The organism is Limnohabitans sp. (assembly GCF_034680285.1).
In the GTDB taxonomy this organism is placed as follows: Bacteria; Pseudomonadota; Gammaproteobacteria; order Burkholderiales; family Burkholderiaceae_C; genus Limnohabitans_A.
The window spans coordinates 20,888-39,649 of the sequence record NZ_JAXITC010000017.1 but is presented as its reverse complement, the minus strand read 5'-3'; the positions used below and the strand labels follow the sequence as shown (position 1 = coordinate 39,649).

Annotated in this window: 23 protein-coding genes; 15 read left to right on the top strand and 8 right to left on the bottom strand. The window is 60.9% G+C overall.

Annotated features, from left to right (window positions below; all coding sequences use genetic code 11):
• Positions 1-40: 40 nt before the first annotated feature.
• Together gatA and gatC are read right to left on the bottom strand one after the other, a co-directional pair.
• Entirely contained in the window at positions 41-1,501 is a 1,461-nt protein-coding gene (gene gatA / locus SWE17_RS13580) for an Asp-tRNA(Asn)/Glu-tRNA(Gln) amidotransferase subunit GatA (protein ID WP_322993618.1), read from the bottom strand.
• A 3-nt stretch (positions 1,502-1,504) separates the two neighbouring features.
• Positions 1,505-1,804, bottom strand: a complete 300-nt coding sequence (gene gatC, locus SWE17_RS13575) for an Asp-tRNA(Asn)/Glu-tRNA(Gln) amidotransferase subunit GatC (protein WP_322993617.1) — start codon at positions 1,802-1,804, stop codon at positions 1,505-1,507.
• 211 nt (positions 1,805-2,015) lie between these two features.
• Between gatC and SWE17_RS13570 the strand changes: the two genes are divergently transcribed.
• Genes SWE17_RS13570 through mrdA form a run of 4 tightly spaced genes read left to right on the top strand, consistent with a single transcriptional unit; the run spans position 2,016 to position 6,514 of the window.
• Positions 2,016-3,059, top strand: a complete 1,044-nt coding sequence (locus SWE17_RS13570; RefSeq protein WP_100120121.1) for a rod shape-determining protein — start codon at positions 2,016-2,018, stop codon at positions 3,057-3,059.
• 28 nt (positions 3,060-3,087) lie between these two features.
• Entirely contained in the window at positions 3,088-4,020 is a 933-nt protein-coding gene (gene mreC / locus SWE17_RS13565) for a rod shape-determining protein MreC (RefSeq protein WP_322993616.1), read from the top strand.
• Complete coding sequence (gene mreD / locus SWE17_RS13560; protein ID WP_322993615.1) at positions 4,017-4,538, top strand: rod shape-determining protein MreD; 522 nt, start codon at positions 4,017-4,019, stop codon at positions 4,536-4,538. Before mreC ends, mreD begins: the two co-directional genes overlap by 4 nt.
• 2 nt (positions 4,539-4,540) lie before the next feature.
• Positions 4,541-6,514, top strand: a complete 1,974-nt coding sequence (gene mrdA / locus SWE17_RS13555; RefSeq protein ID WP_322993614.1) for a penicillin-binding protein 2 — start codon at positions 4,541-4,543, stop codon at positions 6,512-6,514.
• A 28-nt stretch (positions 6,515-6,542) separates the two neighbouring features.
• Here the strand turns inward: mrdA and SWE17_RS13550 are convergent, their stop codons facing one another.
• From SWE17_RS13550 to SWE17_RS13525, 6 genes are all read right to left on the bottom strand, one after another.
• The gene (locus SWE17_RS13550) at positions 6,543-7,142 is read right to left on the bottom strand and encodes a MarC family protein (RefSeq protein ID WP_322993613.1); all 600 of its coding nucleotides are present in this window, start codon (positions 7,140-7,142) and stop codon (positions 6,543-6,545) included.
• A 5-nt stretch (positions 7,143-7,147) separates the two neighbouring features.
• Positions 7,148-7,561 carry a VOC family protein gene (locus tag SWE17_RS13545; RefSeq protein WP_322993612.1) on the bottom strand — a complete coding sequence of 138 codons (414 nt, stop codon included), beginning with the start codon at positions 7,559-7,561 and terminating at the stop codon, positions 7,148-7,150.
• An 88-nt stretch (positions 7,562-7,649) separates the two neighbouring features.
• The gene (locus SWE17_RS13540; RefSeq protein WP_322993611.1) at positions 7,650-8,024 is read right to left on the bottom strand and encodes a hypothetical protein; all 375 of its coding nucleotides are present in this window, start codon (positions 8,022-8,024) and stop codon (positions 7,650-7,652) included.
• Between the two features lie 20 nt (positions 8,025-8,044).
• Positions 8,045-8,416 carry a TraR/DksA family transcriptional regulator gene (locus SWE17_RS13535; protein WP_322993610.1) on the bottom strand — a complete coding sequence of 124 codons (372 nt, stop codon included), beginning with the start codon at positions 8,414-8,416 and terminating at the stop codon, positions 8,045-8,047.
• Positions 8,417-8,531: 115 nt separating this feature from the next.
• A complete protein-coding gene (locus tag SWE17_RS13530; RefSeq protein WP_322993609.1) occupies positions 8,532-9,182 on the bottom strand; it encodes a glutathione S-transferase in 651 nt (216 codons plus the stop codon).
• A gap of 99 nt (positions 9,183-9,281) precedes the next feature.
• A complete protein-coding gene (locus tag SWE17_RS13525) occupies positions 9,282-10,352 on the bottom strand; it encodes a VWA domain-containing protein (protein ID WP_322993608.1) in 1,071 nt (356 codons plus the stop codon).
• A 55-nt stretch (positions 10,353-10,407) separates the two neighbouring features.
• Here SWE17_RS13525 and SWE17_RS13520 point away from each other — a divergent pair, with 55 nt between their 5' ends.
• From SWE17_RS13520 to SWE17_RS13470, 11 genes are all read left to right on the top strand, one after another.
• Complete coding sequence (locus SWE17_RS13520) at positions 10,408-11,331, top strand: S1C family serine protease (protein ID WP_322993607.1); 924 nt, start codon at positions 10,408-10,410, stop codon at positions 11,329-11,331.
• 117 nt (positions 11,332-11,448) lie between these two features.
• On the top strand, positions 11,449-12,429 hold the full coding sequence (locus SWE17_RS13515) for a MoxR family ATPase (protein WP_322993672.1): 981 nt from the start codon (positions 11,449-11,451) through the stop codon (positions 12,427-12,429).
• A complete protein-coding gene (locus SWE17_RS13510) occupies positions 12,398-13,471 on the top strand; it encodes a DUF58 domain-containing protein (protein ID WP_322993606.1) in 1,074 nt (357 codons plus the stop codon). Before SWE17_RS13515 ends, SWE17_RS13510 begins: the two co-directional genes overlap by 32 nt.
• Positions 13,464-14,558 (top strand): VWA domain-containing protein, encoded by a 1,095-nt coding sequence (locus SWE17_RS13505; protein ID WP_322993605.1) that lies wholly within the window; start codon positions 13,464-13,466, stop codon positions 14,556-14,558. Before SWE17_RS13510 ends, SWE17_RS13505 begins: the two co-directional genes overlap by 8 nt.
• A 175-nt stretch (positions 14,559-14,733) precedes the next feature.
• The gene (locus SWE17_RS13500) at positions 14,734-15,156 is read left to right on the top strand and encodes a BLUF domain-containing protein (RefSeq protein WP_322993604.1); all 423 of its coding nucleotides are present in this window, start codon (positions 14,734-14,736) and stop codon (positions 15,154-15,156) included.
• Between the two features lie 63 nt (positions 15,157-15,219).
• Complete coding sequence (locus SWE17_RS13495) at positions 15,220-15,585, top strand: DUF2946 family protein (RefSeq protein WP_322993603.1); 366 nt, start codon at positions 15,220-15,222, stop codon at positions 15,583-15,585.
• 129 nt (positions 15,586-15,714) lie between these two features.
• Positions 15,715-16,191 carry a copper chaperone PCu(A)C gene (locus SWE17_RS13490; RefSeq protein ID WP_322993602.1) on the top strand — a complete coding sequence of 159 codons (477 nt, stop codon included), beginning with the start codon at positions 15,715-15,717 and terminating at the stop codon, positions 16,189-16,191.
• 26 nt (positions 16,192-16,217) lie between these two features.
• Complete coding sequence (locus SWE17_RS13485; RefSeq protein WP_322993601.1) at positions 16,218-16,616, top strand: DUF2946 family protein; 399 nt, start codon at positions 16,218-16,220, stop codon at positions 16,614-16,616.
• A 94-nt stretch (positions 16,617-16,710) separates the two neighbouring features.
• Positions 16,711-17,298: a cyclic nucleotide-binding domain-containing protein gene (locus SWE17_RS13480; RefSeq protein WP_322993600.1), complete on the top strand. Its 588-nt coding sequence runs from the start codon at positions 16,711-16,713 to the stop codon at positions 17,296-17,298.
• A 10-nt stretch (positions 17,299-17,308) separates the two neighbouring features.
• Positions 17,309-17,854: a copper chaperone PCu(A)C gene (locus SWE17_RS13475; RefSeq protein ID WP_322993599.1), complete on the top strand. Its 546-nt coding sequence runs from the start codon at positions 17,309-17,311 to the stop codon at positions 17,852-17,854.
• A gap of 20 nt (positions 17,855-17,874) precedes the next feature.
• Positions 17,875-18,759, top strand: coding sequence for an MbnP family copper-binding protein (locus SWE17_RS13470; RefSeq protein ID WP_322993598.1), 885 nt, complete (start codon positions 17,875-17,877; stop codon positions 18,757-18,759).
• Positions 18,760-18,762: the final 3 nt, after the last annotated feature.

Below are 18,762 nucleotides of genomic sequence, written 5' to 3'. Positions count from 1 at the left end.
GCGAGGGGCGGGCGAACGCTTTGAGGCGGCAGGGCATGGCTCAAATGCCTTGTGGCTTGCGAAGGTGGAAATCAGTGGCTTGTTGCAGTCGGTGCGCCACGTTCAGCAACTGGGCTTCCTTGAAGTAGTTGCCGATCAGCTGCAATCCCACTGGCATGCCGCCCGCGCCAAAGCCAGCGGGCACGCTCATGCCGGGCAAACCGGCCAGCGATGCAGGCAGGGTGAAGATGTCGGCCAAGTAGTCGGCCACCGGGTCGTTGGCGTTCTCGCCAGATTTCCAAGCCACAGACGGTGCTACTGGGCCCGCAATCACGTCGCATTCTTTGAACGCATTTTGGAAATCGTCGGCGATCATGCGGCGGATTTTTTGCGCTTGCAGGTAGTAAGCGTCGTAGTAGCCGTGGCTCAGCACATAAGCGCCGGTCATGATGCGGCGCTTGACCTCGTTGCCAAAGCCTTCAGCGCGGGTCTTTTTGTACATGTCCACCAGGTCGGTGTAGTCCTTGGCGCGGTGGCCGAACTTCACGCCGTCAAAGCGGCTGAGGTTGGAGCTGGCTTCGGCTGGGGCAATGATGTAGTAAACCGGAATGGACAACTCGGTGCGCGGCAAGCTGATGGGCACCAGCTTGGCGCCCAGCTTTTCATACTCGCGCAAAGCGCCGTCCACGGCGGAGCGCACATCGGCCGCCAAGCCTTCGCCAAAGAACTCTTTGGGAATGCCAATTCGCAGGCCTTCGAGTGAGTTGTTGAGCGAAGCCGCAAAGTCTTCGCTGGGCATGTCCAGCGAGGTCGAGTCACGGTCCAAATCTGATCCGCACATGGCGCTGAGTAAGAGCGCGCAGTCTTCGGCGCTCCGGGCCATCGGGCCGGCTTGGTCAAGACTGGAGGCGTAGGCGATCATGCCGTAGCGGGACGCGCGGCCATAGGTCGGCTTGATGCCGGTGATGCCGCAAAAGCTGGCGGGCTGGCGAATCGAGCCGCCGGTGTCGGTGCCGGTGGCTGCAGGCGCTAGGCCAGCGGCCACGGCGGCGGCGCTGCCACCAGAAGACCCGCCAGGCACGCGGGCCGTGTCCCAAGGATTTTGTACTGGGCCGTAGGCCGAGTTTTCGTTGGCCGAGCCCATGGCGAATTCATCGCAATTGAGCTTGCCCAAAGACACCATGCCCGCTGTGCGCAGGCGCTGCACCACGGTGGCATCAAATGGCGAGCGGTAGCCACTCAGGATTTTGGAGCCTGCGGTGGTCGCGAAGTCGCGGGTCACGAACACGTCTTTGTGCGCCACGGGCACGCCTTCCAGCGGGCCAGCGGTGCCGTCAGCCAGCTTGGCGTCCGAGGCGCGGGCTTGGGCCAGCGTCACTTCGCTGTCAATGTCCAAAAAGGCGTTGTGCGGGTTGCCGCCCATGCGGGCCAAAAAGCGGGTCGCGACTTCGACGGCGCTGACTTCTTTGGTGTGCAAAAGGGTGGCCAGCGCTTTCACGCTGAGGTTGTGCAGGTCACTCATGGCTTACTCGATGACTTTGGGGACCAGGAACAAGCCGCGCTCGACGGCAGGGGCGCTTTGCTGGTTCAGATCACGTTGGTTGGGCTCGCTGGCCACGTCAGGCCGCAGGCGCAGCGTGATGTCCTGAATGGCGGCCACGGGGTGGGCCATGGGTTCGATGCCGGTGGTGTCCACCGCCTGCATGGCTTCAACAATGCCAAAAAACCCATTGATTTGTGTGAGCATGCGCTCACTTTCTTCCGGCTGTAGTTCCAACCGAGCGAGGTTGGCAATCCGGGCAATATCCTGCGAGGTCAGGGACATGGTTTGAAAAGAGTTGTAAGGGGTCGTGTTTTACGGCGTCAAAGGGGTCTAGAAAGACCTGTTTTGCCGGGGGATCAGGTATTATCCTGTGTTTGGTGCCGCCCGCTCAGTAGTCTTTGAGCCTGCCCTGACAACACCCCTGATTTGAACGTCGCGCCGACCTCCGCAAGCCAATCGCAGGCTTGGGGCTGGCGCGTCAAAGGACCCCTGAATGTTTTCTTCTTTCCGCCGTTATTTCTCCAGTGACCTGGCCATTGACTTGGGCACTGCCAACACCCTGATTTTTGTGCGCGACAAGGGCATCGTGCTCGACGAACCCTCGGTGGTCGCCATTCGCCACGAAGGCGGCCCCCAGGGCAAAAAGACTTTGCAGGCCGTGGGCCACGAAGCCAAGGCCATGCTGGGCAAAGTGCCTGGCAACATCGAAGCTATCCGCCCCATGAAGGACGGCGTGATCGCCGACTTCACCGTGACCGAGCAGATGCTCAAGCAGTTCATCCGCATGGTGCACCCCCGCAGCACCTTCCGCCCCAGCCCCCGCATCATCATTTGCGTGCCTTGCGGCTCCACCCAAGTCGAGCGCCGTGCCATCCGTGAATCGGCTTTGGGCGCAGGTGCTTCGGAGGTGTATTTGATCGAAGAACCCATGGCCGCGGCCATTGGCGCAGGTTTGCCTGTCTCTGAAGCTTCGGGCTCTATGGTGGTAGACATCGGCGGCGGCACAACCGAAGTCGGTGTCATCTCGCTGGGCGGTATGGTCTACAAAGGCAGTGTGCGCGTGGGCGGTGACAAGTTCGACGAAGCCATCATCAGCTACATCCGCCGCAACTACGGCATGCTGATCGGTGAACCCACTGCCGAATCGATCAAGAAAAACATTGGCTCGGCCTTTCCTGGTAGCGAAGTCAAGGAGATGGAAGTCAAAGGGCGTAACTTGTCCGAAGGCGTGCCCCGCAGCTTCACCATCAGCTCCAACGAAATCCTTGAAGCCCTGACCGATCCGCTCAACCAGATCGTCTCGGCCGTCAAAACCGCTTTGGAACACACCCCACCTGAGTTGGGTGCAGACATCGCCGAGCGCGGCATGATGCTGACCGGCGGCGGTGCCTTGCTGCGCGACTTGGACCGCTTGCTGGCCGAAGAGACCGGCCTGCCCGTTTTGGTGGCCGAAGATCCGCTGACCTGCGTGGCACGTGGTTGCGGCATGGCCCTGGAGCGCATGGACCAGCTGGGCAGCATTTTCACCAGCGAATAAGCCCGGTTGCATCCGGCGCACCCCCCTCATGGCTCTGGATACCCTGGAACGCAGTGCCCCGCCGATCTTTCGGCAGGGCTTGTCTGCGACCGCCAAGTTGGTGTTGCTCTCATTGCTGTCCATTTTGCTGATGGCTTCTGACCACCGTTTCCAAATTTCTCAACCCTTGCGCTCTGGCATCGCCGTCGTGCTGGCCCCTTTGCAATGGTTGTCGCTGCAGCCTGTGCGTGCCTTCAGTGGCTTGGGCGCTTACTTCAGTGATTTGGAAAAAGCGCAAGACGCGGCGCAAAACTTCCAAACCCGCACCATTGCCCAAGCCCAAAGGCTGCAGCAGGTCGAGCAGCTGGCCCAAGAAAACGCCCAACTGCGTGGCCTCTTGGATTTGCGTGCACAGTTTGCAGGCCCCACCAAGGCGGTTGAAGTTTTGTACGACACGGCCGACCCTTACACCGACCGCTTGGTGGTGGACAGGGGTTTGGTGGCCGGCTTGGTGCAAGGGGCTGCCGTGATCGATGTGGGCGGCGTCGTCGGCCAAGTGACCCGCGTCTACCCCTTAGTCAGTGAGGTGACTTTGCTCACCGATCGCAGCCAGACCATTCCTGTTTTGAACGCACGAACCGGCACGCGCCATGTGGCCATTGGCGACCCCACGAATCAAGAGGGGGCCTTGGAGTTGAAATTTGTGCCGTCGGGCACCGACATCAAGCCCGGTGATTTGCTCACCACCAGCGGCATCGACGGGGTGTACCCCGCAGGCTTGCATGTCGGCGTGGTGAGCCACATCGACCGCCGAGTAGATTCTTCGTTTGCCCGTGTGCAGGCCACCCCCACGGCCAAGCCGCGTGGCCGACATTTGCTGGTGCTGATGCCGGTCAAGGATTGGCCGGCCGTGCCCGTGGCGCCCCCCGAACCCAAGCGCAAAGGCAAGGGCCCAACCTCTGCTGCAGGAGTTTCGCCATGATCATGCCTGCAGGCCGTCAGTTGTTGCTTCCGGCCAACCCTCGTTTCATAGCCTTCACGTTGATCTTGGGCTTGTTGCTGAACATGCTGTTGGGTCTGACGGGATGGAATTGGTTGCCCGATGTGCTGGCCATCGTGGTGGTGTTTTGGAATGTCTACCAACCGCGTCGGATAGGGGTGGTGTTGGCGTTTGTGTTGGGTTTGGCGCTCGATGTGCACGAGTCGGCATTGCTGGGGCAAAACGCTTTGTCCTACGTGGTGCTCAGCAGCATCGCTTTGGCGGTTCAGCGGCGTTTGCAGTGGTTTCCGCTGCGCGAGCAAGCCTTGCAAATCGTGCCCTTGTTTGTGCTCGCCGCTTTGGTGGAATGGGTCACGCGCTTGATCGTGCAAGACGCTTGGCCGCATTGGAGCCAGTTGCTTGCGCCTTTCATGCAAGCCGCTTTGTGGCCCTTGGTCGGGGCTTTGTTGCTCGCGCCACAGCGACGGGCTTTTGCCCCTGACAACATCCGGCCGCTTTGACCATGTCATTGTGGCTGCCTTCACTTGCCGAGTTGCGCGACAGTCAGGCCGAACTGCATCGGTTTCGCGGGCGGGTGGCCATCATGCAAATCGTGGTGCTCGTCTGTTTCTTGTTGTTGGTCGCACGCTTGTCGTTTTTGCAGATCGTGCGGCATGACGACTTGCTAGAGCAGGCCGAAAACAACCGCACGGCGGTGATCCCCACGGTGCCGCCCCGTGGCACCATCCTCGACCGCAACGGGGTGGTGTTGGCCAGCAATTACTCGGCCTACACCTTGGAGATCACGCCCTCGCGGGTGGCTGACTTGGAAGCCACCATCGACGCTTTGGCCGAGGTGGTGGATATACAGGGCAAAGACCGCCGCCGCTTCAAACGATTGCGCGAAGACTCGCGCAGTTTTGACTCCTTGCCCATCCGCACCCGCTTGAGCGACGAAGAAGTGGCCAAATTCAGTGCGCAGCGTTACCGGTTCCCGGGCGTTGAAATCAAGGCCCGACTGTTTCGACAATACCCCTACGGTGAACTGGCCAGCCATGTGGTGGGCTACATCGGCCGCATCAATGCCAAGGAAAAAGAGCGCTTGGAAGAAGAGGACGACACAGGCAACTACCGCGGCACCGAATACATTGGCAAGCTGGGGGTGGAGCAGCGTTACGAGCGTGAACTGCATGGCATCACTGGCGTGAACCGGGTGGAAACTTCGGCGGGCGGGCGGGCCACCCGCAGCCTGTCCAGCGACTTGGCCACGCCGGGGCAAAACGTCGTGTTGTCCATCGACATCCAGTTGCAGAAAATGGTGGAAGACCTGTTTGGGTCCCGCCGTGGTGCGCTCGTCGCCTTGGACCCCAGCACAGGTGAGGTGCTGGCCTTTGTCAGCAAACCCACCTTCGACCCCAACCTGTTTGTGGACGGCATCGACGTTGAAAACTGGCAGATGCTCAACGAGTCGATCGACAAGCCCTTGCTCAACCGGGCTTTGCGTGGCACCTACCCACCGGGTTCCACCTACAAGCCGTTCATGGCCATGGCCGCATTGTCGACGGGCAAGCGCAGTGCCAGCACCATCATCAACGATGCAGGTTCCTGGACGTATGGGGGCCATACCTTCCGCAGCCACGGCGACAGTGGCTTGGGCCCGGTGGACATGGTCCGCTCCATTGTGTTGTCCAGCAATGTCTATTACTACTCGCTGGCCAATGAAATGGGCGTGGACGCCATCCACGACTTCATGAAGCCTTTGGGTTTTGGCCAGCTCACGGGCATTGATTTACCTGGCGAAGTGCGCGGCATCTTGCCCAGCACCGAGTGGAAGCGCAACTACTACAAAAAGCCGGAGCAAAAAAAATGGTTCGGTGGTGAAACCATTTCTTTGGGCATTGGACAGGGCTACAACACCTTCACCATGTTGCAGTTGGCGTCGGCCACGGCCACACTGGCCAATGGTGGGGTGCAGTTCAAACCGCGCGTGGTGTCGGCCACACAAGACGCTTTGACCCATGCGCAAACGCAAGTGAACGCCGTCGATCCGGTGGACCTGGGTTTCAAGCCGGAGCACCTGGAGGTGGTCCGCAACGGCTTGGTGGGCGTCGTTACCTCTGGCACTTCGGCCCGTGTGTTTGCTGGCGCGGGTTACACCAGTGCTGGCAAAACCGGCACCGCCCAAGCCGTGACGATTGGCCAAAAGGACAAGTACAACGCAGCCAACCTGTCGGAGTACCAGCGTGACCACGCTTTGTACATGGCGTATGCCCCGGCAGACAAACCCAAGATCGCGGTGGCGGTGGTGGTGGAAAACGCGGGCTTTGGTGCAGCTTCAGCAGCCCCCATCGCGCGGCGTGTATTTGACTACTGGCTGCTGGGGCAATACCCGAGCGAAGAAGACATGGCCGCTACCCAAAAGGGGCAAACTGCCGGTCCGATAGGTAAGCCGCGCACCAAACAAGAGGTGCCCCTTGAAGCGAGAAAACTGAACTGATGGGCGACCAACCCAGTGCTTGGTTTTTTCAGTGCGGCCAGCTTTGCGCCAGTGACTTCAAGCCTCGGATCAGCATTTCCACGGAGATGGACACCAGAATCAGGCCCATCAAACGCTCAAAGGCAGAGACCACGCGCAAACCCACCACGCGCTGCAAACGCTCAGCCAGCAGCAGCACCACAGCGCACACCAGCATGGTCACCGTCAATGCGGCCACCCACTCCATGCGCCTCTCGGGCGCTTGACTGACCAACAGCAACACGGTGGCCATGGCCGAAGGTCCTGCCAAAGCTGGAATGGCCAAAGGCACGATCAAGGGCTCGGCTACAGGCACGGGCGAATCCTGGGGTGGCGGCGGAAAAATCATGCGCAGCGCAATCAAGAACAGCACCACCGCGCCGCCGATTTGCAAAGACACGTCCGACAGGCTCATGGCCTTCAGGAACGACTGCCCCACAAACATGAAGGCCAGCAGCAAGCCAAAGGCGATCAAGACCTCGCGCACGATCACACGCGCCCGTCGCTCTGGCGGCACGGCCCGCAGCGTGTTCACAAAAATCGGGATGTTGCCCAGCGGGTCGGTGATCAGCAGCAGCAAAATGGTGGCCGAAGCAAAGGTGTGCTCCATGCCGGTCAGCTGGCGTAAACCGTGCTCAGGTCGGCAAAGCCTTTGACTTCAATCGGGTTGCCAAACGGGTCCATGAAAAACATGGTCCATTGCTCGCCCGGTTGCCCTTCAAAGCGCAGATGCGGGGCAACCACAAAAGGTATCTGGGCCGCCTGCAAGCGATCAGCCAGCGCTTGCCAATCGTTCTTTTGCAAGACCAAGCCGAAGTGCGGCATCGGCACCAAGTGGTCACCGACACGGCCCGTGAGGGTCGTTTTGAAAGGCTCGCCTAGGTGCAAGGAAATTTGGTGCGTGAAAAAGTCAAAGTCCACCCAAGTGTCGGTGGAGCGACCCTCTTGGCAGCCGAGAGTCCCGCCATAAAAACGGCGGGCCTCGTCGAGGTCGGTGACATGGAAAGCAAAATGGAAAAGGCTGTGCATGCCCGAAAGCATATCAGCCAGTCAGGGGCCGGTGCAGCCGGAAGAACCCGAATGCACCCGCCCGATTGAACAGGGCTGCAGCAAGCGCTCAGGTTTGCGAGGGGTCTGCCGCCATCGCATCAAATTTCTTGAAGTACTGCTTGGCCATGGCCACCAGTTGCGCGTCTGAGGGGTGATCGCTGGCGATGCTGTCGACAACAGCTGCCGCAATGCTTTTTTGGTGGCTTGTGCACCAATCTCGGAATTCATTGCGTGCCAATCCTGGGCCGGTCAACAGCACTTCGTGTGCGCCCGCCAGCGCTTTGGCCACCTCGGCATAAAAGGCAGCGGTATCACCGCCTTTCCCTTGGTGTTTGTGGTGGCTGCGTGTTTTGATGCGTTGGGCTTCAACGTGCTCACGGTCAAACATGACGACATGGGCTTCTTGGTGGTCCATCCAGACCACAGCGTGAAAAGTGCTCATCAAATTCCTTGGTTAAAAAATCAGCGGCGTTGTTCAGCCACAGTCTGGCAATCGATGCAGCGTTTAGCGGTTGGGTAAGCGTTCAGGCGTGCAGGCGGAATGGTCACGCCGCAATCGGTGCACTGGCCATAGGTGCCCGCATCTATGCGTTCCAGTGCAGATTCGATGTCGCCCAGCTCAGCCGTTTCGTGTTCGTTCATGGCGAACTCGTCGTTGCGCTCTGAAATGGCCTGGGCCCGGTCGTCAAAACTCCGCACATCGTGCTCTGCCGCCATGTCGGCGCGAGAGACCAAACCGCCGCGCTCTTGGGCGATGCGCTGCAACAGTTGCGTGCGCTCATGCAAAAGACGCTCGCGGTGGACGGAGAGGTCAGGGGTGAGGAATGAAGTCATGGCTTCATCCTAGGCGCATCTTGTGGCGCGGTATTGATGTGGGTCAACCCCCGCTGCCGCGTGACATGAGCCACGGGCCGGGGTTGATCTGCATCAGGTGCTCAAACGCACAGACTCAGCTCTTGGCTTTCATTCGGGCCATCATCAGATCCATATTGGCTTTGCGGTCGGCGTTGACCTTTTGCATGTGGGGGCGCTCGCTCATCATCTTAAGGTAATCGCGGGCAGGTAGGTCGGCCAAAAAGTCTTTGCCGTAAATGACTTTGGTTACGCCAGAGATCAAAGGCAGGTGGGTTACTGCCGCGCAATCGGCCAGCGTGAGGCTATCGCCCGCCACAAAGGGGGCGAACTTGGCCAGCTTGGCAAAGGCCGCGACGTTTTTCTCAAGCTGCGCACCGACTTTTTCTTTGACAGAATCGCTCACCTTGCCGCCAAAAAAGGCTTCGGGGTAGAGGTTCCGCGCGACCAGTTCCAAGTGCAGGTCCAGAAACAGAGCCAGCTCACGCACCTTGGCGGCGGCAAATGGATCGGCAGGGATCAGGGGGTTTTGCGGATACTTTTGCTCGATGTACTCGAGCATCACGGCCGATTCGCACATCGCACCATCTTCGGTTTTGAAATAAGGCACTTTCCCCAAAGGGCTGGCCTCAGGGTCGGTTTCGCCAACCCAGACCAGCTCTTCTTCAAAAGGAATGCCCTTTTCGAGCAAGGCCAGTTTGACTTTGTTGTGGTAGTTGCTGCCAGCGAATCCGCAGAGTTTGAGCATGAGAGTTTCCAGTTGAGTGTGAAAAACCCAAGATTAGCCCATGGTGCCGCCCCAAATAGTCACCAAGATGCCTACAAGCCCATGTTGCCCCAGTCTGGGTCAGCGTCGAAACCAGCGCATGGAAAGGCCCATCGCCAGCAAAGCCAAAACACCGGCCAGTGCCGCGAGCAGAGCAGTGACTTCGGTGTCACGCCGCTCCAGTGTGAACTTGGATGAAAGGTGCTGGTAAATGTTGGCCAGATCGCTGGCGTTGGTGGCCCTGAAAAACTCGGCGCCCGTGGTCTCGGCCACTTTTTGCAAGGCCTCTTCATCGACCTTGGCATAAAAAGAAAAGCCCTCCAAACCAGGGATGAACCCATTGGGCGTGCCAAAGGCCACGGTGTACACACGCACCCCCTTAGAAGCCGCCCACTTGGCCACCTCGACCGGATCGGGCCCAGTAGTGCGTCGCCCATCGGACAACAAAATCACCGCACCAGCCGTGTACGAACCCACTGGTACCGGTTTGGATGACTCTGCGGCTCCGGGGGCTGGACGCTGGTCCAGCGAACGCCCCGCCATTCCACCACCTTGTACCAGGCTGCCCGACTTGAACTCCGCGCCATACAACACCGATTCCAGGTCTATGGCCGATTCGGGCAACAAGGTGTTCAGGGCCACCAGCAAGCCGCTGCCGGTGGCCGTGCCGCGCTGCAATTGAAAGCCATCGATGGCCGCCAGTAACTCGTCTTTTTGGTCCGTCACGCCTTGGACCAATTGGGCATTGCCCGCGAACGACACCACGGCCACGCGCACATGGCCTGGGAGTTCTTGCAAAAAGGATTTGGCCGCCTGCTGGGCCGCGACGATGCGGCTGGGTGGTATGTCTTCGGCCAGCATGCTGCGCGACACGTCCATGGCCAGCACCAGGGTCAGGTAGTCGGCAGGCAAAGAGATCCGGGCGCTGGGCCGAGCGGTGCCCAGCAACACCAAGGTCAAGGCGCACAAGAGCAAAGCGGGGGGAATGTGCCTGCGGATCCGGTGCCCTGGACCTAGGGCAGGTCGAATCAGGTCCAAGCTGGAATAACGCACCACCTCGGTGCGTTTGCGGCGCAAAGCCCGGATGTAGCCCACCACCAACAGGGGGATCAACAGCAATAGCCAAAGCAGCTCGGGCCAGATAAAGTGCATGTTGTGTGGCGTGCAATGAAGTCTGGCCACTGTATCACCGAAGACCCCAACAACGATGAAACGCGCCGCTCTCTACAGCCGAAAGCCTTCTTCACAAGGGGCTGACAGACTGCCTGCAGCAGTGGCAGCACCGGCTGTCGTACGTCCGCCTGTGAAGACCTCCCGCAGCGCCAGCCACATCACCCAACGCTTGCAGCGACTGCCCGTTTGGGCCGCTTTATTGGTGAGTGCTTTGCTCAGCGCCACGCTCACTTGGGCCCTGACCCGGCAGGCGGGTACTCCGCAGCGGCTAACTCAGGACGATATCAACGCGGCAGTGCTGCACACCCTGAACACCCAAGAGTTGCCTTCCCGTGCAGCCCGTGCCGCGCTGATGATCGCTCCCTCGGTGGTGCGTGTGCAGACGCAGGACGAAGACAAGAAAAACCCCAAAGGCGAGATGCAAAACACCGGTGTGGGCTCCGGTGTGGTGATCTCGGAAGAAGGCGTCATCCTGACCAATCTGCATGTGGTGCAAGGCGCCAAACGCATCCAAGTGACCTTTGCCGATGGCACGGAATCGGAAGCAGTGGTGATTGGCGTGCAACCTGAAAACGATTTGGCCGTGATCAAGGCCAAGCGCCTGCCCGACGACCTCCAGCCGGCCACTTTGGGCAGCAGCCAGAACCTGCAAGCGGGTGACGAGGTGGTGGCGGTTGGTTTCCCCTTTGGCATTGGCCCCTCGGTCTCGGCCGGTGTGGTCTCGGGCCTGAACCGGTCCTTTGGCTCCGAGGGCAAAACCATGATGCGCGGCCTGATCCAGGCCGATGCCGCTGCCAACCCCGGCAACTCGGGTGGGCCGCTCATCAACATGGCTGGCGAAGTGGTGGGCATCGTGACCGCCATTCTTAACCCCACCTCGGCCCGTACCTTCATTGGCATCGTGTTTGCCGCCACCATCGAAAGCGCAGGCGGCGGCTTAGGCGTGCCGCCGTTTTGATTCTTGATGACCCACCCGATCTGAAAGGCTTTGTGCATGAACCCCTCTGAATTGGCATGGAACCAGGGCCAGGCGCCCCAAAGCGCTGGCGTCAACGCTGCCGTCAACGCCGCGTTGATGGAGCGTGTGCTGTACGAAGTCAAACGCGTGGTGGTGGGGCAAGACGCTTTCCTCGAACGCATCTTGGTGGCCATCTTGGCGCAAGGCCATCTGCTGATTGAAGGCGTGCCTGGACTGGCGAAAACACTTACCGTGAACACGTTGGCCAAAACCGTGAGTGGCAGCTTCAAGCGCATCCAGTTCACGCCCGACTTGCTGCCTGCCGACCTTGTGGGCACGCGCATCTTCAACCCCAAAACCAGCGAGTTCAGTACCGTGTTGGGGCCGGTATTTACCAACTTGCTGCTGGCCGATGAAATCAACCGCGCCCCTGCCAAAGTGCAAAGCGCCTTGCTGGAAGTGATGCAAGAGCGGCAAGTGACGATCGCGAGCGAAACCCATGCGGTGCCTCGCCCCTTTTTGGTGATGGCCACGCAAAACCCGATCGAGACCGAGGGCACCTACCCCCTGCCCGAAGCGCAGGTGGACCGCTTCATGATGAAGGTGCTGGTGGGCTACCCCACCGAGGAAGAAGAGTTCGTGATCGTGCAGCGCGTGACCGGCATGCCTGCCACCGCAGCGGCCGTGGCCGACACGGCGCAACTCATGGCGCTGCAAGCACAGTGCCGCCAAGGCTATGTCGACCCGGCCCTGGTGCAATACGCGGTCAAGCTGGTGGCCGCCACGCGCGATCCGGTGCGCTGCGGCTTGCCCGAGCTGGCGCCCTATTTGACCTTTGGTGCCAGCCCCCGCGCCACCATTTCCCTGATCGAGGGGGCCCGTGCGTTGGCCTTCCTGCGCGGGCGCCCCTACGCCTTACCGCAAGACCTGATCGATCTGGTGCCCGACGTGCTGCGCCACCGCCTGGTGCTGTCGTACGAAGCCTTGTCCGAGGGCATGACGGCCGATGCGCTGATCCTGAAAATCCTGCAGGCCGTGCCCGCACCGAGTCAACCCCTGGACCGCCATGTTCAGCTGGCTGCGCAAGAAGCGAACTGAGGCTGCGGCTGCCGATGGCAGCGGCCAGCCCCAGGCTAAGGTGTCTGACGCACCTGGCGCAGACACGCCATGGCCCAACGCGGCGCAATGGCTGCAAAGGCTGGAATGGACCGTGCTCAAAAGGCTCGATGGCCAGCTTCAAGGCGATTACCGAAGCTTGTTTCGCGGCAGCGGCCTGGTGCTGGCCGATCTGCGCGAATACCAGGCGCACGACGACGTGCGCCACATCGACTGGAACGTGACCGCCCGCATGCAGACCCCTTATGTGCGCGAACACCAGGAAGACCGCGAAATCGCCGCTTGGTTTGTGGTTGACCTGTCTGCCTCGGTGGCCTTTGGCTCGGGCCCCACCAGCAAACGTCATCTGGCCTGCAGCGCAGTGACGGTGCTGTCCAAGCTGATGTCACAACACGGCAACCGCGTGGGCCTGATGCTGTTCACCGGACAAGACCGCGCCCACAGCGTGGTGCCCGCCCGTTCGGGCAGGCGGCATTTGTTGCACATCGTGCACCAGATGCTGCAGGCGGGTCAAACCCCAGCAAATGCCAGTGCCGTGCAAACCAGCGCGCTGGGGCCGTGGCTGGCGCAGGCCCAATCGGTGCTCAAGCGCCGCTCGGCGGTGTTTGTCGTGTCTGACTTCATCAGCCCCGCCGGCTGGGAAAAGCCCCTGGCCCAATTGGCCAGACGTCATGAAGTGGTGGCCGTGCGCCTGCGCGATCCGCTGGAGATGGCCTGGCCTGACAACACTGGCATGTTGCTGGTGCAAGACGCCGAGTCGGGCGAGCAACTGCTGGTCGACGGCAACGATGCAGACTTCCGCCAGCGTTTTGCTCAGCAGGCCCAGGACCGTGAAGCCGCTTTGCTGAGCAGCCTCAGCCAAGCCGGTGTGGACTGCCTAGAGCTGAACACCGACGAAGCGATGGACCAAGCCCTGCTGCGTTTTGCACAACTGCGAAAACGCGCCAGCCAGTTGAGTACCGGGGGCCGTTCGGCCCCCGTGGGCAGTCAGCGGCCCCTGCAAGCCGGGGGTGTTCATGCCTGAATGGCACTCGATCCAGTTCGTCTGGCCGCGCCTGCTGTGGTTGCTGGCCACCTTGCCGCTGTGGCTGGGCCTGTACATCGCCTGGCAACGCCGTGGCGTGCAGAGGGCATGGCCCTCGGCCAGCTTGGTCAGCTCTGGAGACACGTTTCGGTTCACCCGACATGCCCCGGCGCTGCTGATGCTGCTGGGCTTGGGTGGCTTGCTGGTGGCCATCGCAAGGCCTCAGGCCATCCTGCTCTTGCCCAGCCGCATCGACACTGTGATGCTGGCCATCGACAGCTCGGGCAGCATGCGCGCCACCGATGTGCAGCCCAGCCGCATCGAAGCCGCGCAGGCCGCCGCCAAAAGTTTTGTGCTGGGCCAACCTGGTCAAGTCAAATTGGGCGTGGTCAGCGTGGCGGGGGCGGCTGCGTTGGTGCAAGCACCTACCGACCAGCGCGATCTGGTCATCCAGGCCCTCGACCAGCTGAGCCTGCAGCCGGGCTCCGCCCTGGGCAGTGGCATTGTGATTGCGCTGCACGCCATGCTGCCCGGCTCGGGCCTGGACGTGCGCGGTCTGATCGACGGTGAGACCAGCCCACCAGCTTCAACGGGAGCGCCTCTCGGTGGACCCACACCGGCCCCAACCAGCCCAACATCGGGTGCCGCCCCCCCTAAACCGGTCAGCCTGCCCAAAGTGCCACCCGGCTCCAACACCGCTGCGGCCATCGTGCTGCTCAGCGACGGCCAAAGCAATGTCGGGCCTGACGCCCTCAAAATGGCCCAGGTCGCGGCCGACCTGGGGGTGCGCGTTTACACCGTGGGGGTGGGCACGGCGCAAGGTACTGTGCTCAAAGCCCAGGGCATGCAAATGCGTGTCAAGCTGGACGAGGCTAGCCTGAAAAAAATCGCCGAAATCACCAAGGCTGAATACTTCAGCGTCGACAAGCGCGAGGACCTGCTGCAGATTTACCAGTCCCTGAGCAGCAAGATCGTGCTCAAAAAGCATCGGCGCACCGAGGTTTCTGCCTTGTGTGTTTTGCTGGGCATGCTGCTGGTGTGCTGGGGCTGCGCCTGGGTCTGGTGGCGACACGGCCGGATCGTTTGAGGCTGTCAATTTCTGCCCTCAACCAAGTTGCAGTCTGGTCGCTCGCGTTTGGACCCACTGCCATCGTGCAGCAGATGCTGCGAGATCTGGCGTGAGTAGGCCTGGTTGTTAGGGTTGCTTGTAAGGCTCACATCAAGCCCGTCGACAAAAATAATCGGTTGGTCCTGGAGCCTATATGTTGGAACGACTTGTTTACCGTTCAAAAGCCACCCACAAGCTGGGCAGTCTGCACCTGTTCAATTTGCTGGTGCAGTGCCGCAAACGCAACCTGAGCTTGGGCATCACGGGGCATTTGCTCTACACCGAGGAAATTTTTGTTCAGTGCATCGAAGGACCCACTGGCTCGATCGATGCTTTGTGGAAAAGCCTCCAGCGCGATGAGCGGCACCACAACGTCGAACTGTTGGCGCGAGGTCCGATCACCGATCGGCAGTTTTCAGATTGGGCCATGGCCTTTTCCTCCTATGCGCATTTCGACAAGTACGATATTCCCGGTTTTTTTCCGGTGGATGCCCAAGGCATGTCCCGTGCGGCCGATCGTTGCGCACAGTGGGCAAACGCCCCATATTCGGACGAAAAAGCCGAAACAACCCTCTGAAGAGACGGGTGCATGGACCGGGTGAGTCCAGAGGTCTCAACCTTCAATGCCATAATTCCCGCTATGTTCAGTCTGCAATCCCTGCGCAACGCCCCCCGCCTCACCCGCCTCGTGCTGGTGTGGTTTGCGTTGTTTGTGGGGGTGGCCGTGGCTTCGCCGCTGGTCAACCCCGAGGGCGTGCAACTGGTGTGCACCACAGCGGGCAGCGTCAAGTTGCTTCAGCTCGATGCCGATGGCGAGGAAGCGCAAGGAAGCCACCACGGCCTGCACTGCCCCTTGTGTTTGCCGGTGGCCGCACCCCCGGTGGTGTCGGTTTCAGCGCCAGTCCATGTCGGGCTGTCTCATGCGCTGCGTCCCTCAGAGCAGGCCCGGCTGGCCTCGCTCATCGGCCTGCCTTGGCAGGCTCGCGCTCCCCCCTCTTTTTCCTGATCACGGCAGCTCTTTGACGGCCAAGTGCGGCGTGCCCGCATGCGCCGATCCCCCTCCCGTGATCTGGTGCGCTGGCATTCAAGCGGCACCATACACTTTCCCCTCGTGTCTTTTTTACTGGAGTTCGCCATGAAACGCGTTGTTGTCTCTATTGCCGTCCTGATGTCGGCCCTGTTCAGCCAGGCCCAAGCCCAAGTCACTGTGAAGGACGCCTGGGTGCGCGCCACTGTGGCGCAACAAAAAGCCACGGGTGCTTTCATGCAGCTGCAGTCAAGCCAAGACGCCAAGTTGATCTCGGCCCAGTCGCCTGTGGCGGGTGTGGTTGAGGTGCACGAAATGGCCATGGACGGCGGCGTCATGAAAATGCGTGCAGTGCCCAGCCTGGCCTTGCCCGCTGGCAAAGCGGTCGAGCTCAAGCCCGGTGGTTACCACGTCATGCTGATGGACCTCAAAGGTCAAGTCAAAGACGGTGACACCGTGCCCGTGACCCTGGTGGTCGAAGGCAAGGATGGCAAGCGCCAGAACATCGAAATCAAGGCCGCTGCCCGGATGGCCGCCGCACCCGCCATGAAGCATGGCGATGGCCATTCGGCGCACAAGCACTGATCTCTTGACTTTTGCCTGACCCCTCCATGACCTGGACTTCTGCCCAACTGCGCAGGCTCAGCCTGTGGCTGCTGTGCGCGATGCTGCTGGCGGCTTTGGCCCCCACGGTCTCGCGTGCACGGGCCTGGAGCCAGGACAGCGCAGTGCCTTGGATGACGGTGTGCACCACCGAGGGCACACCACAGACGGCGCTCAAACAACCGGGCAATGCACAGGGCGATGACGGTTCTGTGCCGGGTGCGACCATGCTCGACCATTGCGCCTTGTGCGTGTTGGCCAGCGACCGCATGGCACCGCCGCCCGCCCCCTTGGCGTGGCAGGCTTTGCCACAAGCGCCACCCTTGTTGGCGCAGTTTGATCAAGACATTCCTCAAGCCGTCCCCCGCTGGACGGTCCACTCCCGCGCCCCGCCTGCCCACGCCTGAAGTCAGCCGTGGCAGGTCGGGCCATGCCCGCCTGCTGTTTGCCAAGAGCCTGTTTTCAAGCAGGTGTTCTGGCCCATTCAGTCAGGAGCAGAGTGTGCAATTTTTAAATCAAATTCCGGTGGGTGAACCCATCAGCGTGAGCCGTGGCCAAAGCTTGTTGGCCGCAGGCGGTATTGGTCCCGTGTGGCGCGTGACCCAAGGTGTTTTCAAGCTGGAGCGCCAGGGCCAGGATGGCCAAATTCTGGTGCAACTGGCCCAGGCCGGTGACCTGATCGGCGTGGAGTCGCTGTGTGCCGAGCCTTATGCCTTCACGGCCGTGGCCTTGGTGGCTGCGCAAGCACAGCCGCTTGCGGCTGGCCAAGACCTGGACCGTTACACCACCATGACGCAGGGCTTCATGCAGCAGCAACGCCAGACCTACGACATGCACCGTTTGCGCACGGGGTCGATCGTGCAGCGCCTGGCCTATTTGTTGACCGTGTTGGGCAAACAGGCCGATGGCCGTGTGTTGACCGTGCAGCGCAAAGAACTGCCCACGCTCAAAGAAATGGCCCGCGTTGTCGACTCCACCTTAGAGACGGTGTGCCGCGAACTCAACACCTTGCTGCCCGAACGCAAGCAGCCTCGCCTGCGCGTGCCCAGTGTGTGGGCGGTGGGCGAGCCCTTTGCCATGGCGGCCTGAAAGGTCTGGTATGCAACAAGTGATTTTCAAGTTCTGGAAAAGCGCTCAAAAAACCGGCTTTGGCCTGGGCTTTGTGGCAGGCGGCTTGTTCATGGGTCTGGTCGCCATGGCGTTGTTGGGCATGGGCTCTGCCCAAGCGCACGACTTTCGCCAAGGCGATGTGGTCATGGACCACCCCTACGCCACGCCCAGCCTGGCAGGCACCACCAACGGCGCGGTGTATTTCAAGTCCATTCGCAACAAAGGCAAAACGCCTGACCGCCTGCTGTCTGCTCGTACCGCCGTGGCTGCGCGCGTCGAAATCCACCAGATGCAGATGGACGGCAATGTCATGCGCATGCGCCAAGTGCCTGCCTTGGAGTTGCCCGCGCAAACCGAAGTGTCCTTGCGGCACGGCGGCGCAGGCACGCACCACCTGATGCTGCTGGACATGGCCAAACCCCTCCAAGACGGTGACCGCTTCGATCTGGAGTTGGTCTTTGAAAAAGCAGGCACCCGGCGTGTGAACGTTTGGGTGCAAACACCGCGTGAAGGTGCACCTGCGCACAAGCATTGATTTTTGAACTGGAGAACACGATGAAAAATCTTTTAACCCTGACGGCACTGGCCTTGACCGTGAGCGCTTGCAGCACCTTGCCCAGCCCACCCACTTCCCAAGCTGTTGAGCTGAAATTTGCCGCCCAAATCAACGGCCAGCCCTTTGCCTGCGGCCAGCGTTACGAAGGCGTGGGCAGCACGCGTTCGACCATCACGCCCAGTGACTTTCGCATGTACGTGAGCGAGGTCAAGCTGGTGCGCCAAGACGGCAGCACCGTGCCCGTGCAACTTGCACAAGACGGCGTGTGGCAACAGCAATCGGTGGCGCTGCTGGACTTTGAAAACGGCGCAGGCCCTTGCCGCAATGGCACAGAAGCCACCAACACCAGCGTGCGCGGCCAAGTGCCTGCAGGCGAGTACACCGGGGTGGAACTCACTGTGGGCGTGCCCTTTGCACAAAATCACCAAGACCCCACGGTTGCACCCGCGCCGCTCAACTCCACAGCCATGTTCTGGAACTGGCAAGGCGGCTACAAGTTCATCAAGTTCGACACCGCCAGCAGTGGCATCAGCACCGACAAACCCGCAGCAGCCAACGCCATGGGCCCGGTCACGCGCTACTCGGTGCACCTTGGCAGCACGGCATGCGCGGGCGAGAGCAAAACCCAAGCCCCCAGCGCTTGCCAAAACCCCAACCGCATGACGGTGCGTTTCGATGGCTTTGACCTGCGCAAAAACACCGTGGTGGCCGACATGGGCGCGGTGCTGGCACAGGCCAATGTGGACGTCAACGCCAAAGGCACATCGCCCGGCTGCATGAGCTTCCCCAAAGACGGCGACTGCCCACCTGTGATGCAGGCGCTGGGCCTGACCTATGACGGCATGGCCGCTGCAGGCCCTCAACGCCTTTTGTCCAAGCGCTGATCT

What these genes read in the sequence shown, in the direction of transcription:
- gatA (WP_322993618.1), bottom strand. Translation starts at nt 1,501, where the DNA reads ATGAGTGACCTGCACAACCTCAGCGTGAAAGCGCTGGCCACCCTTTTG.
- gatC (WP_322993617.1), bottom strand. Translation starts at nt 1,804, where the DNA reads ATGTCCCTGACCTCGCAGGATATTGCCCGGATTGCCAACCTCGCTCGG.
- SWE17_RS13570 (WP_100120121.1), top strand. Translation starts at nt 2,016, where the DNA reads ATGTTTTCTTCTTTCCGCCGTTATTTCTCCAGTGACCTGGCCATTGAC.
- mreC (WP_322993616.1), top strand. Translation starts at nt 3,088, where the DNA reads ATGGCTCTGGATACCCTGGAACGCAGTGCCCCGCCGATCTTTCGGCAG.
- mreD (WP_322993615.1), top strand. Translation starts at nt 4,017, where the DNA reads ATGATCATGCCTGCAGGCCGTCAGTTGTTGCTTCCGGCCAACCCTCGT.
- mrdA (WP_322993614.1), top strand. Translation starts at nt 4,541, where the DNA reads ATGTCATTGTGGCTGCCTTCACTTGCCGAGTTGCGCGACAGTCAGGCC.
- SWE17_RS13550 (WP_322993613.1), bottom strand. Translation starts at nt 7,142, where the DNA reads ATGGAGCACACCTTTGCTTCGGCCACCATTTTGCTGCTGCTGATCACC.
- SWE17_RS13545 (WP_322993612.1), bottom strand. Translation starts at nt 7,561, where the DNA reads ATGCACAGCCTTTTCCATTTTGCTTTCCATGTCACCGACCTCGACGAG.
- SWE17_RS13540 (WP_322993611.1), bottom strand. Translation starts at nt 8,024, where the DNA reads ATGAGCACTTTTCACGCTGTGGTCTGGATGGACCACCAAGAAGCCCAT.
- SWE17_RS13535 (WP_322993610.1), bottom strand. Translation starts at nt 8,416, where the DNA reads ATGACTTCATTCCTCACCCCTGACCTCTCCGTCCACCGCGAGCGTCTT.
- SWE17_RS13530 (WP_322993609.1), bottom strand. Translation starts at nt 9,182, where the DNA reads ATGCTCAAACTCTGCGGATTCGCTGGCAGCAACTACCACAACAAAGTC.
- SWE17_RS13525 (WP_322993608.1), bottom strand. Translation starts at nt 10,352, where the DNA reads ATGCACTTTATCTGGCCCGAGCTGCTTTGGCTATTGCTGTTGATCCCC.
- SWE17_RS13520 (WP_322993607.1), top strand. Translation starts at nt 10,408, where the DNA reads ATGAAACGCGCCGCTCTCTACAGCCGAAAGCCTTCTTCACAAGGGGCT.
- SWE17_RS13515 (WP_322993672.1), top strand. Translation starts at nt 11,449, where the DNA reads ATGGAGCGTGTGCTGTACGAAGTCAAACGCGTGGTGGTGGGGCAAGAC.
- SWE17_RS13510 (WP_322993606.1), top strand. Translation starts at nt 12,398, where the DNA reads ATGTTCAGCTGGCTGCGCAAGAAGCGAACTGAGGCTGCGGCTGCCGAT.
- SWE17_RS13505 (WP_322993605.1), top strand. Translation starts at nt 13,464, where the DNA reads ATGCCTGAATGGCACTCGATCCAGTTCGTCTGGCCGCGCCTGCTGTGG.
- SWE17_RS13500 (WP_322993604.1), top strand. Translation starts at nt 14,734, where the DNA reads ATGTTGGAACGACTTGTTTACCGTTCAAAAGCCACCCACAAGCTGGGC.
- SWE17_RS13495 (WP_322993603.1), top strand. Translation starts at nt 15,220, where the DNA reads ATGTTCAGTCTGCAATCCCTGCGCAACGCCCCCCGCCTCACCCGCCTC.
- SWE17_RS13490 (WP_322993602.1), top strand. Translation starts at nt 15,715, where the DNA reads ATGAAACGCGTTGTTGTCTCTATTGCCGTCCTGATGTCGGCCCTGTTC.
- SWE17_RS13485 (WP_322993601.1), top strand. Translation starts at nt 16,218, where the DNA reads ATGACCTGGACTTCTGCCCAACTGCGCAGGCTCAGCCTGTGGCTGCTG.
- SWE17_RS13475 (WP_322993599.1), top strand. Translation starts at nt 17,309, where the DNA reads ATGCAACAAGTGATTTTCAAGTTCTGGAAAAGCGCTCAAAAAACCGGC.
- SWE17_RS13470 (WP_322993598.1), top strand. Translation starts at nt 17,875, where the DNA reads ATGAAAAATCTTTTAACCCTGACGGCACTGGCCTTGACCGTGAGCGCT.